This is a genomic window from Pseudobutyrivibrio xylanivorans, assembly GCF_008935055.1.
GTDB classification, from domain to species: Bacteria; Bacillota; Clostridia; order Lachnospirales; family Lachnospiraceae; genus Pseudobutyrivibrio; species Pseudobutyrivibrio xylanivorans_A.
Window position 1 is genome coordinate 2,030,896 of record NZ_CP043028.1, and the last position, 15,436, is coordinate 2,046,331.

The following is a 15,436-nucleotide window of genomic DNA, read 5'->3' on the forward strand; positions in this document are numbered from 1 at the left end:
TATTTATCTACTTCCTCCTGGGTAGCAACCCACCCCATATTTTTTCAAGCCTTTTAATTATAGTTAATTATTCGCTGTTATTCAACTTTGAGACTCTTCAAGTCTAAAAGAAAATCTTCTAAATACTCATAAACCTCATTAGGTTTTATCCTAGTATTAGCCTTAGTGTTAAAGACAAACGCAGGATTTTTAGGGTCCGCAGCAAAGGTAATATGTGGATTATTCCGCTCTAATAATGCTGGAATCTGTGCCACATCAATCTTTGCCTTCTCAAACATCACAATCCTGATGATATCACCCTTCTGCTCGATTGCCGAAACATAAGCATCATGTGCCTTAACCCTAAGCATTGCCACCCAAAGAAGATTCTGAACACATCGCTTAGGCTCACCAAATCTATCAACAAGCTCGTCAAGCATATCATCCCTTGCTTCCTCAGAATCAATAGCTGCAATTCGCTTGTAAATATCGATTCGCTGCTCCTCATTTGATACATAGGTATCAGGAAGATAAGCCTCTATATTGATATCCACAGAAGTATTGAAGGTATCTTCTTTTATTTCACCCTTCTCCTTCTTTACCGCCTCATTAAGCATCTTGCAGTATAGATCGTAGCCTACCGCAGTCATGTTTCCATGTTGCTCAACACCAAGCAGATTGCCCGCTCCTCGTATTTCCAAATCTCGCATAGCAATCTTAAAGCCGCTACCCAAATCAGTAAATTCCTTTATGGCAGCCAGGCGCTTCTCAGCCACCTCCTTAAGCATTTTATCCTGCTTATACATAAGAAAAGCATAGGCTGTTCTGTTGCTTCGGCCAACTCGTCCCCTCAGCTGATACAGCTGAGAAAGTCCCATGTTATCCGAATCATGGATGATAATAGTATTAACATTTGAAATGTCCAGTCCAATCTCTATGATAGTCGTCGCTACAAGAACATCGATTTCGTGATTGATGAATTGCATCATCACATCCTCAACCTTTGCCTCAGTCATTTGGCCATGAATATAGCCAACAGTTGATTTGGGAACCAACTTCTCAATCTCTGCCGCCATATCCTGAATACCACGCACCCTGTTAAACACGTAATAAACCTGCCCATCACGTGCCATTTCGCGTACAATTGCCTCTCTAACCATCTCTGAGTTGTATTCAAATACAAATGTTTGAATAGGGGTTCTCTCCATTGGAGCCTCGTCCAACACACTCATATCACGTATTCCAACCAGTGACATATGAAGAGTTCGAGGAATAGGGGTAGCAGATAGCGAAAGGACATCAACTGTCTTCTTCATCTGCTTGATACGTTCCTTATGATTTACACCAAATCGCTGCTCTTCATCTATAATAAGTAGGCCTAAATCCTTGAATTCCACGTCTTTTGAAAGCAATCTGTGAGTACCGATTACGATATCACACATACCATTTTTCAAATCCTGGATTGTCTTTTTCTGCTCTGCGGCACTTCTAAAACGACATAAAAGACCAATATTTACTGGATAGCCACCCATTCTCTGAACGAAATTATTGTAATGCTGCTGAGCTAATATGGTGGTTGGAACCAGATATGCTACCTGTTTTCCCTCCTGAACAGCCTTAAAAGCAGCCCTCATAGCCACCTCAGTCTTGCCAAATCCAACATCTCCGCAGATAAGTCTATCCATTATCTTAGTGGACTGCATGTCTGATTTTACCGCATCAATTGCAGAAAGTTGCCCCTCTGTTTCCTCATAAGGGAAGCTTTCTTCGAATTCCTTCTGCCATATTGTGTCAGGCCCATATACAAATCCATCAGTGTTCTGTCGGAGGGCATATAAATCAACTAACTCCTTTGCAACTACACCAACTGCCGACTGAACCTTCTGTTTTGTTCTTGCCCACTCCTGAGTTCCTGCCCCCAAGGAATTTAGCTTTGGCTTCTTTCCATCAGGTCCTGAGTATTTCTGAATCTGATCAAGCTGACTAGTAAGCACATAGAGATTACTGCCCTTTGCGTACTCAATCTTAATATAATCTCGAATTACACGGTCTAGCTCCATCTGCTCGGTACCCTTATAGACACCCAAGCCGTAATTCTCATGAACCACATAATCTCCGACATGTAAATCTGAGAAGGAAGATATACTCTCACCCTCATACTTTTTGACACGCTTTTTCTTCTTTCTTACATGACCGAATATATCACCGTCAGACAGCATTACAAAGGCAGAATCAGGATAATCAAAGCCTCTTTTAATATTTCCCTGGCATATCATTGTCTCACCAGGATTAATCCTGTGATCCAAATCGGTCGTGAAATATGCATTCAAGCCCTCATCCAAAAGGTCCTCTGCAAGTCTCTGTCCCTTTGTTGCAGAGCTTGTTACCAAAAGTACCTTATATTTACGCTTCTTATACTGGAGAAGCTCCTTGGTCAAAAGCTCGAAGCTGCCATTATACGCATTCACCCCCTGAACAGCTATACTGAAATGATCTGCCGACTTAAGCAGCTTATTCTTGGCATCAAGTACGGACATCAGTGTAATAGGAAATCTCTCCAACTTTCCAAAGACTTCTGCTACGCCATAGAGCATTTCCATCTGCCCCTTCAGCATATAGCCAGCCTCTACACGTCTTGTCATGGCATCAGCGAACTCAGTCTCTGTGACCTCTGCCTTATTAATTACCTTTTGAACCTCATCAATAAATACATAGGTGCCCTTTGGCATAAAATCAGCAAAAGAACCCAGCTTATCACAAAAATAGGTAAGGTTGGTCTCAAGCTCCTGACTTAATCCCCACTCTCTTGTCTCCTCGATTACCCTGTCAGCATAAGTTTTGAGATGATAAGCCTCTTCGGTTTTCATCTCCTTTCTATATGCCTCATAGCGCAGATCTCGCTCCTTTTCGATTTTTGCCAGACCTGCATCAATCTCTTCAGCACTTAATATAAGCTCAACTGCCGGAAAAATTAAAACTGAATTTATATTTTCTATAGACTTCTGATTCGTCGGATCATAGGAGCGAATGCTGTCCACCTCATCACCCCAAAGCTCTATTCGAACTGGTAATTCAGCTGTCAGTGGATATACATCTATAATGCCGCCTCGCACTGCAAACTCACCCGGATGCTCGCAAGTTCCCACATTTTCATAGCCCATTGCCACAAGCTTCCTGCGCAGAGCTTCTAGCTCCACCGTATCAGTATCTGAAACGGCAACCACACCTTCCTCAAAATATGAAAGTGCTGGAAGCTTATTCATCAGCGCATCTATGGTTGTGATAACTGTGCAGGCACTGTTGCTGATAACTGCCTCAATTGCCTGCATTCGCTCACGAGTCAAAGCATTTCCTCTTATATCAGACTGATAAAACAGGAAATCCTTTGCAGGGAAATACACAACATCATTGTCAAAGAAACGGTACTCTTCGTATAGCTCTCGTGCCTTAAGCTCATCACTTGTGACAATCAGTTTATATTTCACATCATGACCAATACCATAAATAAGGTGCGCCTTATCAGCGCACCCTGTAATATCATATATCTTTCCATATTTAAGTAGAGCCTCTCTAAGAGACTCTACTGCTGTAAGTGATTCAAATGGCTCTAAAAATGCTTTCATAAAAATTGAACCTAACTTTAATTTCTTGGAATTTTATTTCAACCATGCGATTGCTTCTGCTCTTTCGATTGCAGCGTCAATGTTTGGCTGGAAGTTTTCTTCGCCTACGATTTTAATAAAGTCAGCCTTCTCCATCATGTGTCTAGGCTGCTCATTAACGTGCGAGAATACCACAGTAACACCCTTCTTCTGTGCACGCTCTACTAAATCTCTAAGTGCACGAAGAGCTGTAACATCAATTGCAGGTACAGAACGCATTCTCATGATAAGTACTTTTGTATAATCCTTTACATCAATACTTTCTGCAAGAGCATCAGATACACCAAAGAAAAGCGGTCCTGTAATCTCGAATACTCGAATTTCCTTTGCAACAGGGCGAAGATCATCTACGAACTCCTCCTCGTCACTCTGGTATGTCCAACCACTGACATGTGTCTCTTCGCTCATTCTCTTGATGAAGAGGATACATGCAACAATCATACCCCACTCAATAGCTACAACAAGATCAAATACTACTGTGAGTACGAATGTAAGCACAAGTACGATTATATCAGACTTTGGCGCATACTTAACTAGTCTTACGAAAGGTCTCCACTGGCACATGTTGTAAGCAACCTGGAAAAGAATAGCTGCAATACATGGCATTGGTATGAACTTAGCATAAGGCATAAGCACTACAAGAATAACAAGTAATGTAATTGAATGAACCATGCCTGCGATTGGTGTACGACCACCATTCTTAATATTTGCAGCTGTTCTTGCGATAGCTCCAGTTGCTGGAATACCGCCGAAAAGAACAGAACCGATATTTCCGATACCCTGACCAATAAGCTCCTGATTACTTCTGTGCTTGCTGTTTACCATACCATCAGCAACTACGGCTGAAAGCAACGACTCAATAGCAGCCAAAATTGCGATTGTAAATGCATTTGGCATTTCATTTCTAATCACCTTAAGTGAAAAATGAGGAACCGAAATACTTGGCAAACCTGCCTTCAAATCTGGGTAAAGAGTTCCGATTGTGTTTACATTAAGCTTAAGTCCCTGAACCATAAGAATTCCAACAAAAACTGCAATAATAGAAGCAGGAACCTTTGAGAAAAACTTAGGCCAAATAATAAGTACTGCAAGACAAACCACACCAACAAGTACTGCTTGCCAGTTGATTGTATCGATATTTACAAAGAAAAGCTTTAGCTTATCCATTGTCTCAATTGGCTTCTCGCCGTGAAAGTCCATTCCAAAGAAATCCTTAAACTGTCCAATGAGAATTGTAACTGCGATACCGGCTGTAAATCCTGTTGTAATAGTGTAAGGGATGAACTTGATAAGTGCACCAGCCTTAACGAGTCCTAAAATAATAAGGATAATACCAGCCATAATAGTTGCGATAATAAGTCCATCCATGCCGTCTTTTGCAATGATTCCGGCAACGATTGTAGCAAATGCCGCTGTTGGTCCGGCAATCTGAACTGTACTACCACCAAAGAATGAAATCAGAAATCCAGCAACGATTGCTGTGTAAAGTCCTGGCTCTGGGCCTACGCCTGATGCCAAAGCCAAGGCAATAGAAAGTGGCAATGCAATGATTGCCACAATAATTCCTGAAACCACATCTTTTACAAACTGTTCTTTACTGTATTTTTTCATACAGGAGAACAGCATAGGTTTAAATTGTTCCATTTTAGTCTACACTCCTAATCTTCTTCCTAACATCTCTGCATTAACTGCATATTCCAATGCAGTGTCCTTGGTAATTTTACCCGATTGTACCAATTTGTAAAGACTAGAATCCATAGAAACCATATCTTCTGTGTCACTTGAGTAGATTACGCCCTCAATTTGTGGCACTTTGTTTTCTCTAATCATATTTCTGATAGCAGGTGTGACCGTCATCACCTCAAATGCTGGCACCAAAGTACCATCGATTGCAGGAACAAGCTGCTGTGAAACTACAGCCTTTATTACCATAGAAAGCTGCAGCGCAATCTGATGCTGCTGCTCTGATGGGAACACATCGATAATACGGTCGATTGTATTGGCCGCACCAATAGTATGAAGTGTTGATAAAATAAGATGTCCTGTCTCTGCTGCTGTCATAGCAACCGAAATTGTCTCCGCATCACGCATTTCTCCCAAAAGAATTACATCAGGGCTTTGACGAAGCGATGCACGAAGGGCAGTTACATAATTTTCTGTATCCAAATGAATTTCACGCTGTGACACAATTGATTTGCTGTGCCTATGAAGATACTCCACAGGATCCTCAAGCGTAATAATATGTTTGTTATAATTCTTATTAATTTTATCTACTACGCAGGACAAAGTAGTAGACTTTCCACTTCCAGCAGGTCCTGTAACAAGCACCAGACCCTTTGATTCCCCTGCCAAATTGATAACAGACTCAGGTATGCCAAGCTGCCTGTAATCTGGAAGAGAAAATGTAATAATACGTACAACTGCTGCATAAGTACCTCTTTGTTTAAAGGCATTTACTCTGAAGCGGGATACATCTTTTATTGCAAAGGAGAAATCATCATCACCGCTCTCATGGTAATGCTCAATATTACGATGAGCCAACTCATATATCTGCTTTACCAGTTCCTCAGCTTTTGCTGGCATAACAGGGCCATCGTCAGGCTCCGATCTTTCACCTTCACCATAAGTAGCCTCCAACTCAGATCTGGTCATAACCAAATCATTTACGCGGAAAGAGACCTCACGACCTGTGATAATAAACACATCTGAAGCCTTATATTTCTTAACTGCATCTGTCAAATAACTTACGATGTCTGTAGCCATAACTCCTCCTTTTTCAGTCAACTCTCAATCTGAAACTCCCCTATGTCTAATCATCTAAAGTAATAACAGGCTGTGTACTTTCTGCCTCCCAATTGCTTATATTTTCAACCTTCCAACAGACAATTTCTCTATCCTTCACTTTCACATTTAAAATCTGATTTTCATTGACATCTACAGTGAATTCCTGATCCTTCCAATCTGATTCTGCAATAATCTCATAAGCCTGATTTGATGCTACATAATACTCGCTGGTATGGTCAGCAAGCTTAGAGCTTAGACTGAAATTGTTGTGGCTGGAAGATACAGATAATGCCGCAATGACAGCAAAAGCAAGCCCTATCAGGATTACAACCATAAGGGACGTTCCAATATTTACAATTGTTCTCGACTCACGCTTAGGTCGATTCATGCTTTCTTCGTTAATTGCTACCATCTGTCACTCCTAGTGCAACGCCTTTTCCACCACAAGAGAATATATTTCCTCATCTTCCATTGTGGATACAACCACTCTCATAGACTGGCAATCGCCTTTCTTTTCAGGTTCCGTCACCACAGCAGTGGCCTTATAAACTCCATTTTCTGTAACCTGCTCCCAGTCCTCGTCATAATAGTCTGTAAAGCCTTCAAAATAGCTTGATACAGTATATTCCTCTGCTGCGTTTGTTGCTATATTTACCGCCTGTGTCAGTTCCTTTGCATCCTTGCTTCTGGCATACGCCGTTGCAAAACACTGCACACACACCGCAGAAACCAATATAAAGAACAGAATCGAAAACATAAGCTCGGTCATGAATATACGTGACCCATTGTTTCTCTGTTTCATAGGCCACCTCCTGACTTCACACCAATCAGCACATGCTCGCTGTTTCCTGAGGAATCCTCAACGTTAATTCTGATTAGTTGATTGTTCTCGCAACTAATTTCCATTTCACTGATTTCCATTATCTTATTTCCAAAATCTGCGGTAACACTGGCGCCTTCCTTCACCGTCAGTTCCATCAGATAGCCCTCATACCAATAGATATAAAGAGCTGTGTCGTTCTCCTCCGAAAGCTTTATAGCATCGCATCCATCCAGCACAGTAAGGCCAACAGCTGAAGCTGAGTCATGCTGTCTTACCTTCTCTCGCACGTATGCTATAGCCGTTCTGGCATTTGCATTTTCTTCATTTGCGTGTACCACCGATTTATAGGAATTTACAGCCATCAAAAGAACACTCACAGCTGAAAATGTGAATATCAAGAACAATACCATTAGAAACATGATATCAATATTATGTTTTCTAACTCGCCCCTTGTTTATACTCACTCTTACATCCCCCGAAGCCACTGGCTCCTTACAATCCAACTCCTAAAAGTCACACCTAATTATTTCAGCCTGATAATCGTTACATCCGGCTTCATATTCGAGCCATAAATCACATAATCCACCCTGAAAAGCTCGTCATCATAGATAATTCCATAATTCTTTTTAAGGTATTCAAAGCTTTCAGGATATCTGCCCTCTGTTACATAACACTGGACAATAGCTCTGTCCACAGCTTCCCTCAGGTTATCGCTCTGCTCATTTACAGTTCCTGAGGTAGTCTTTGAAACAGCAAGCAAAAACAATATAAATACGATTGTAAACAGTCCCACTGATATTAACGTTGTGGAACCAACCGTTTTTTTTCTAATCTCATGGATGCCATCCAGACTTCCAAATCGAGTTTTCGCCATACTAAATCATCCCCGACATAATGTTTAACAACGGTAACATAACTGAAAGAAGGATAATTCCAACAACAACCGACAGAATAATTACAAGTGTTGGCTCCACAATAGCAATAAGGTCGTTAATCTCTTCATCGGCCTCCTCCTGATAGGTTGTTGCCACCTTCTCCAGTACGTTTTCCATATTACCGGTTTTTGCTCCAAGAATAGCCATCTTTCCATACAAACCACCAAAGATTCCTGACATAGAAAATGCCTTTCCTATATCCATCGTCTCTGCGAAGGAATCCTTACATTTCTCCACCTTCTGCTCAAACTCTGGCGCTTCAACTATTCGTCCACTTACATCAAGGGACTGCATTACATCCATACCACTTGAAAGAGTCATTGCCATTGCAGATGCAAAACGACTTGTAGCAATCTTTGAATGAATAGACTTAAACCTTGGGCTCTTGTATAAGAGCACATTTCTGTGGTTCTTGCCCCATGTACTTTTGTTTAAAATAATGAGATAAATAACAAGTGCAAAAAGTATAATAAGCAAAATCACACCGTTTGACTTCATGAATTTGCCCACTGAAAGAAATCCAGCAGAAAGGCCGTCCATCGTGCCTCCAAGCTGTTTAAAGACCCTGTCGAAAACAGGCATAATTTCGGTAACCAATACGATGATAATTACAAACATCATTGCAACCATCATCAAAGGATATGTTACCGCACTTCGAATTGCGTTGCTAATGGCCATTTCTCTTGAATAATGAGCCGCAAGATTAGTAAGAACAGCATCCATTTTACCGGTCTGCTCACCCATTTTTGCCATTTCAACAAAATAATCAGGAAATACTCCTGCTGTGTCTATTGCTTTTGAAAGAGAACCAGTTTCTCCAACAACCCTTTCCATCTCTGTGAGAAGCTCTTTTTCCTCGCCACCCTCAGATTCATCTATCATCATGGTAAGGCCCTGAATCGCAGAAACACCACTGGTAATCATCATTCCCATTTCGTCAGAAAAAGCATATAGCTCTTCTGCCGTAAGTTTTTTTCTAGATTTATCGCTCATAGTTCCACCTTTTTTAGTACATAATCAGTATTTATACTTCAATTGATAGTAACCTGCATCTTCACGATATTTCTTTATTATGCTGGTCTTAGCATAGGATCCTAGTGTCGGATCCATTAGCGTCCACTTTGAACCATCAAACTGAATCACATCATCAATCCAGCCCTGATCCTTGATGTACACAGAAATCCACGCATGATACTCCGTGCCTGCATAACCAATCTCAAGTCTGGTTGGTATGCCCTGGCTCCTAAGCATTGCGCCCATCAGTGATGCGTAATCAAAACAAATTCCCTTTCCTGTGGATAAGGTCTCATCCACAGTTGGAATGTAGCCAGATTGCACCGTCTCCGCCTTGTCATAATCGTACTCAACATTCTCGATTATGTAGTGGTAAACATTTTGCACCACCTCAAGATCCGTAGTTGCACTGCTCGCCAGCTCCTGCCCCTTTTTCACCGCATTAGAGCCTGAATTAAAATCCACATATGCATTCGGATAAAGGAACATACTATATTCATCTTTCAGGGTTACATTCACTGACTGAGTAAATGCTGCTGCATACTGGTCGTCGTGTAGGTTCTCGTAAACACCAATTTTGTAAGTGCCGCTTCCTTCCGATAGCGGATAGACATCATAATTGCCATCTAGTGCCATCAGATAATTGTATGTATTCCCTGCTGGTGTCTCTATTAGCATTCTAACCTTAGCCGCAGAACCGGTATACTTTACCATTACGTAGCCGTCAGCTGCATTGCTGGAATCAATGGTGGCATCATCATTTCCATCCACCTTGGTTCCGCTGGCTTCCGGCTTCAGCACCTTTATAGAGTTATCGCGAGCACCGCCTCCACCTGACTCACTAGTGCTTGTACTTGCGCTAGTGGTAGTTTTAGCAGCACTGCTCTTCTCAAAGGCAACCTCTGTGTTATTAGAACTGGCTCCACAGGCCAAAAGGCTTATACTCAGAACAATCAGTGAAAGCAAATACTTGTATTTGTTCACTTGCTTCCTCCACTGTCCCTTTTATTTCAATAGATTTATAAGCTCTACCTCACTGTTGAATTTAGATTCAACGTCTTTCTTTTTATCATATAATAGTCCCTGCCAGGTGGCATTGTCGCGGCCTGTAACCATAAGCACAAAGCCTTCTTCCTCATCCTCAGGTATGAGACTTTCCGCATCCTGAAGCTGATTCTCAACATCTATATCCACTGTTTCAAAAGCTCTGGCAGTTTTCTTGAACTGTCTGTTTTTAGTCTTGAGTGCTGGGAAATTCAAGGCATCCATAATACTGTCTACTATGTAAAACAGCTGTGGAACATCATTGAATTCCTGAGGCTCCTTGGAAAAGCAGTTGTAAACTCTGCCCCTGAAGCCCTTCTTCACCTCGTCGATACATACCCCAACACAATTAGGGGTTCTTTTCATTCTGTCTGAAACTGGCATTATTCCTCACCCCTTACAATGTCCTGAAGCTCATCAGTATCGTTATCTGTTCCTGCACTTGCAAGATTAACTGGTGCAAGATGATATTTAATGTAGCGCTTTCTTGATTCCTTGCTAAGGTTTTCATTAATTCTGGCCTGAACAAGCACGCAATCCTCCTGAGTAATATCAAGAAGAAGTACTACAAACTGGTTGTTTGAATATCTTGCATACATATCTCCGCCACGGGCTGAAGTTCTGATAGCCTCAGAAAGCTCATCTGAAAGTAGGCTGAGACGATCCGAATCATTAAGAGCGAAGCCCTTACCATCAGTGATTGTGCAAAGCATAAGCCATGCTGACTGACCTGAGCGGCGGATAACTCGCTTTATATATCTGTAGCTTTCAACGAAGATAGGATAGGTGCAGCTAAATGCACCCTCGATATCCTCCTTAGAAGTATCAAGATTCTTCTTTACCTCGCTGATAACATCTGTATTATGTTTAATCTGAGAACCAAGCTTATCAAGCTGTTCTGTCATGCTTGCTGAAACTGATACACCAAGCTCCTCAAACATAAGAGCCTCTGTATCCTCATATAACTTGAGAGCCTCCTTTGATTTGCCAAGCTCAATAAGTGCCTGCATCTCGTATGTCTGCCAGTTGTCGTATGGATAAAGATTGTCCGCTTTGTGGCTAGCCTTGTAAAGCTTATCAAACTTCTGCTGAAGCACGTACATCTCAAACAGCTGCTTTAAGCATCTGTCATAGAGCTTCTTGAGCTTAACCTGAACAGAAACTACCCATTCAACGCCACTAAGTCCTGGAAGGAAATCTCCTCCATATAATTCACAGGCCTGCTCTAATAGCTTCTGCTGCTCATTAATATCCTCAGCAGCCAAAGCCTGCTTTGCAATATTCTCAAACTCAATCGCATCGCACTCAACAGTCACATTTGGGCTGATTTTATAGGTACCACGTTTTACATGTACATAATCTTCATCAGGTAATCCAACCTTTGGAAGTGCCTTCCTAAGTCTGAATACAAGTGCTCTCAAGCTGTTAGACTCGTCTGCAATATCTTCATTGTGGAAAAGGTTGTACATTACCTGCTCACGTGCCAATCCGTTTGGATAGTAAAGGAGCATCTGAAAAAGCTGATTTACCTTTGTAGTATTGTTTCTCTCAATAGTAAATGGCTTTCCCTCATATGAAACCTCAACATTGCCTAACATTCTTGCTTTGATAATAATTGTTTGATTCATCATTATACATCCCTTTTTGTTACTATTCGTAGTTACATTACATAGTATAATTTTTTTAAGCGTTATTGTAAATAATTCTGTTATAAAAACGGGCACACTAATAAGTGTGCCCATCTAGTTTACTTTATTTCCTTAACGTTATACTTATTCATTGCAGCGTCCAAATCACCCTCCAAGAACAGCTCTAAGGCGCCTATCACCTTTTCCATGGAAGCGTCTACCCGCTCTCTATCCTCGGCGTCATAATGGCCAAGCACATGGTTCACCATATCACCATGCTCACACTCTCCAACTCCCACTCTTATTCGTGGAAATTCATTTGTGCCAAGCAGTGAAATGATATTCTTCAGGCCATTGTGGCCCCCTGCGCTTCCCTTCTTTCTAACGCGAATATTACCTGTTGAAAGTGACACATCGTCAGAGATTACTATCATCTCCGCTGTAGGGTCAATCTCGTAATATTCAGTCATAGGATAAACGGATTCTCCGCTAAGATTCATGTAAGTTTGAGGTTTCAGTAAAATAACCTTGTGGCCATTTATCAGCCCCTTTCCAACGAGCCCCTTGTGCTCCTTGTGATTAACCTCGATGCCAAACTTCTTCGAGATAGCATCAATAGCCTCAAATCCTACATTATGTCTGGTTCCATCATACTTTCTCTCTGGATTACCTAGACCTACAATTAAATACATAGCTTATCTTATTCTGGGAACTCTTCCTTATATTTATTAAGAATCATTGTCTGCATCTGCTCTCTTGTGGTTGAGCGAATAGGATGCGCAATATCCTTATAGCCGCCTTCAGATCCCCTTCTTGATGGCATGGCGATAAATAGTCCCTTATCTCCTTCAATAATCTTAATGTCGTGAATTACAAACTCCTCATCAATTGTGACTGAAACAACAGCTTTCATTTTGCCTTCTTTTTCGATCTTGCGAATTCTGATGTCTGTAATTTGCATTGTGCTATACCTCCCCAATTGGCATATCATATCTGTTCTTGTTACCGGTAACAATGCGGATACCATTTTCCCCTATATACGTTGATCCGCTAAGCAATGTCTCATGGCTCTCAACAATGCAATTCTCAACGTGCACGTTGTCACCTATGTATGCTCCGTTCAAAATAACGCAATTCTTAACAACTGAGTTGTTGCCAACAAAAGCCTTCTTGAACAATACAGAATTCTCCACAGTACTGTTGATGATACATCCTCCCGAGATAAGTGAGTTTGTAACCTTTGAACCTGTGTTGTACTTTGCAGGTGGAAGGTCATGAGTCTTTGAGAAGACTCCTGGCTCTGTGTGGAAGAAATTATCTCTAACATCCTTGCGTAAGAAATCCATGTTTGCCTTGAAGTAGCTGTCCACGTCAGCGATGTTAGCCCAATAGCCTTCCATCTTATAGCCGTAGATTTTCTTCATGCTCTTGTATCTTATGAGAATGTCTGTAACAAAATTGTATCTGCCCTCTCGATTACACTCCTCCAATAAATCGATGAGAGCACGCCTTCTGATGACATAGACACCAGCTGAAACAAGATCTGAATTGGCCACCATTGGCTTCTCTTCAAATTCTGTAATTCTGCCGTCTCTGTCCATGGATACAACACCATATCTGTTGATGTCGTCACCCTCAGGAAGCTTAGCACAAACCACTGTAATATCAGCCTGCTTTGCAATGTGGTAATCAAGGACTTTGTTGAAGTCCAGTTTGTAAACACCATCACCGCTGGCAATTATAACATATGGCTCGTGTCTTTTCTTTAAGAAATCAATATTTTGCCAAATAGCATCGGCAGTACCTCTGTACCACCAGCTATTATTAGTAGTAACTGTTGGTGTGAAGAGGAAGAGACCTCCCTGCTTTCTACCAAAGTTCCACCATTTTGATGAATTAAGATGCTCGTTCAATGAACGTGCGTTGTACTGTGAAAGTACTGCTACTGTCTGGATGTGTGAATTTGTCATGTTTGAAAGGACAAAATCAATACATCTGTAGCTTCCTCCGATTGGCATTGCAGCAATTGCTCTCTTGTCCGTCAAATTCTGCATTCTGCTGCTGTTTCCACCTGCTAGTATAATTCCTAATGCTTTCATAATCGATCACCTGCCTTGATAATATAGCCGCCACTAGCTAACTGTCCGTCAGGATAATCCGCATCGCTAGTCTCGCCCTTGATAGCTGTATTTTTACCTATTGTCACATTTGCTGGGATGGTAGAATTCTCGCCGATAACTGCTAATCCAAATGAATAGATGCTGGCATTCAGCTTACTCTCTGCCTCTTCGCCCTGACCAATCTTGGCACCTTCACCAATGACTGTATTCTCAGCAATAATCGATTTATCAACTATGCAATTCTTTCCTATCGTAACGCCTTCCATAATGATTGAATCGCGGATAATCGCTCCTTCTTCAACCACTACGCCAGCGCCTAGTACTGAATTATATACTTCTCCATATATCTGAGCACCCGCACCCACAATCGCCTTTTCTACGACAGCTGTGCTTGCTACAAACTGTGGCTCGATGATGTTCTGATTAGTGTAAATCTTCCAGAATTCTTCATATAAGTTGAACTCTGGTATTAAATCTATAAGCTCCATATTGGCTTCCCAATATGAACCAAGTGTTCCAACGTCCTTCCAATAGCTGTTGAACTCGTAAGCATACATTGGAGAACCCTTCTCGTGAAGGTATGGAAGCACGTGCTTACCAAAATCGCAATTGCTCTGGTCTTTAAGAGCCACAAGTGACTCTCTAAGTGCTTTCCAACTGAAAATGTAAATACCCATTGAAGCCAGGTTACTACGTGGCTGAGGTGGCTTCTCCTCAAACTCGCTGATTCGTTTTTCATCATCAGCAATAACAACTCCAAATCGCGATGCTTCCTCAATTGGAACAGGTATTACAGCGATTGTAACATCTGCGCCCTTTGCCTTATGAAAATCCAACATGGCTTCATAATCCATCTTATAAATATGGTCTCCTGAAAGGATAAGCACATACTCCGGATTATAGCTCTCCATGTACTTAAGGTTTTGGAAAATTGCGTTAGCTGTACCAGAATACCACTCAGATGTGTCACTCTTCTCATATGGTGGAAGAACTGTAACACCGCCATTATTTCTGTCCAAATCCCATGGAATACCAATTCCAATATGCGAATTTAAAACAAGTGGCTGATACTGAGTTAGTACGCCAACGGTATCAATTCCTGAATTGATACAATTTGACAGAGGAAAATCGATAATACGATACTTGCCTCCGAAAGAAACGGCTGGCTTTGCCACGTCAGACGTCAATACGCCCAAGCGACTTCCTTGCCCACCAGCCAAAAGCATTGCGATCATTTCTTTTCTAATCATCCCTATCATCTGCCTTTCTCATGGTGTCAGTCAAGGAATGTGCATATAGAACCCCATTGCACTCCCCTTCTAAAAGCCCGCTAATTCACGACAGAATTCGCAAACTTATACAATTAGTATAACAAAGTGGCAATTTACACGCAATATTATTCTTATTTTTACCATGAATTTGTTAATTATTTGACAACTCCCCGTAA

At 41.4% G+C, this 15,436-nt stretch carries 15 protein-coding genes; all 15 read right to left on the minus strand.

Annotation, left to right across the window (positions count from 1 at the left end):
- Window positions 1-77: 77 nt before the first annotated feature.
- A complete protein-coding gene (gene mfd / locus FXF36_RS09230; RefSeq protein ID WP_151623478.1) occupies window positions 78-3,602 on the minus strand; it encodes a transcription-repair coupling factor in 3,525 nt (1,174 codons plus the stop codon).
- A 33-nt stretch (window positions 3,603-3,635) separates the two neighbouring features.
- The gene (locus FXF36_RS09235) at window positions 3,636-5,285 is read right to left on the minus strand and encodes a SulP family inorganic anion transporter (protein ID WP_151623479.1); all 1,650 of its coding nucleotides are present in this window, start codon (window positions 5,283-5,285) and stop codon (window positions 3,636-3,638) included.
- A 6-nt stretch (window positions 5,286-5,291) separates the two neighbouring features.
- Window positions 5,292-6,404 carry a type IV pilus twitching motility protein PilT gene (locus tag FXF36_RS09240; protein WP_151623480.1) on the minus strand — a complete coding sequence of 371 codons (1,113 nt, stop codon included), beginning with the start codon at window positions 6,402-6,404 and terminating at the stop codon, window positions 5,292-5,294.
- Window positions 6,405-6,450: 46 nt separating this feature from the next.
- On the minus strand, window positions 6,451-6,837 hold the full coding sequence (locus FXF36_RS09245) for a hypothetical protein (protein WP_151623481.1): 387 nt from the start codon (window positions 6,835-6,837) through the stop codon (window positions 6,451-6,453).
- A 9-nt stretch (window positions 6,838-6,846) separates the two neighbouring features.
- On the minus strand, window positions 6,847-7,227 hold the full coding sequence (locus FXF36_RS09250) for a hypothetical protein (RefSeq protein WP_151623482.1): 381 nt from the start codon (window positions 7,225-7,227) through the stop codon (window positions 6,847-6,849).
- Window positions 7,224-7,712: a DUF4860 domain-containing protein gene (locus FXF36_RS09255; RefSeq protein ID WP_151623483.1), complete on the minus strand. Its 489-nt coding sequence runs from the start codon at window positions 7,710-7,712 to the stop codon at window positions 7,224-7,226. The genes FXF36_RS09250 and FXF36_RS09255 overlap by 4 nt, the downstream gene beginning before the upstream one ends.
- Window positions 7,713-7,771: 59 nt before the next feature.
- Complete coding sequence (locus tag FXF36_RS09260) at window positions 7,772-8,122, minus strand: hypothetical protein (protein ID WP_151623484.1); 351 nt, start codon at window positions 8,120-8,122, stop codon at window positions 7,772-7,774.
- Window position 8,123: 1 nt separating this feature from the next.
- The gene (locus FXF36_RS09265) at window positions 8,124-9,176 is read right to left on the minus strand and encodes a type II secretion system F family protein (RefSeq protein ID WP_151623485.1); all 1,053 of its coding nucleotides are present in this window, start codon (window positions 9,174-9,176) and stop codon (window positions 8,124-8,126) included.
- Between the two features lie 24 nt (window positions 9,177-9,200).
- Window positions 9,201-10,181: a transglutaminase-like domain-containing protein gene (locus FXF36_RS09270; RefSeq protein ID WP_151623486.1), complete on the minus strand. Its 981-nt coding sequence runs from the start codon at window positions 10,179-10,181 to the stop codon at window positions 9,201-9,203.
- A gap of 21 nt (window positions 10,182-10,202) precedes the next feature.
- Entirely contained in the window at window positions 10,203-10,625 is a 423-nt protein-coding gene (locus tag FXF36_RS09275; protein ID WP_151623487.1) for a hypothetical protein, read from the minus strand.
- Complete coding sequence (locus tag FXF36_RS09280; RefSeq protein WP_167511348.1) at window positions 10,625-11,872, minus strand: AfsR/SARP family transcriptional regulator; 1,248 nt, start codon at window positions 11,870-11,872, stop codon at window positions 10,625-10,627. Before FXF36_RS09280 ends, FXF36_RS09275 begins: the two co-directional genes overlap by 1 nt.
- 116 nt (window positions 11,873-11,988) lie before the next feature.
- Window positions 11,989-12,561, minus strand: coding sequence for an aminoacyl-tRNA hydrolase (pth, locus tag FXF36_RS09285; RefSeq protein ID WP_151623489.1), 573 nt, complete (start codon window positions 12,559-12,561; stop codon window positions 11,989-11,991).
- Between the two features lie 8 nt (window positions 12,562-12,569).
- The gene (spoVG, locus tag FXF36_RS09290; protein ID WP_028235339.1) at window positions 12,570-12,830 is read right to left on the minus strand and encodes a septation regulator SpoVG; all 261 of its coding nucleotides are present in this window, start codon (window positions 12,828-12,830) and stop codon (window positions 12,570-12,572) included.
- 4 nt (window positions 12,831-12,834) lie between these two features.
- Entirely contained in the window at window positions 12,835-13,968 is a 1,134-nt protein-coding gene (gene glgD, locus FXF36_RS09295; RefSeq protein WP_151623490.1) for a glucose-1-phosphate adenylyltransferase subunit GlgD, read from the minus strand.
- Complete coding sequence (locus FXF36_RS09300) at window positions 13,965-15,239, minus strand: glucose-1-phosphate adenylyltransferase (protein WP_174819737.1); 1,275 nt, start codon at window positions 15,237-15,239, stop codon at window positions 13,965-13,967. The genes glgD and FXF36_RS09300 overlap by 4 nt, the downstream gene beginning before the upstream one ends.
- Window positions 15,240-15,436: the final 197 nt, after the last annotated feature.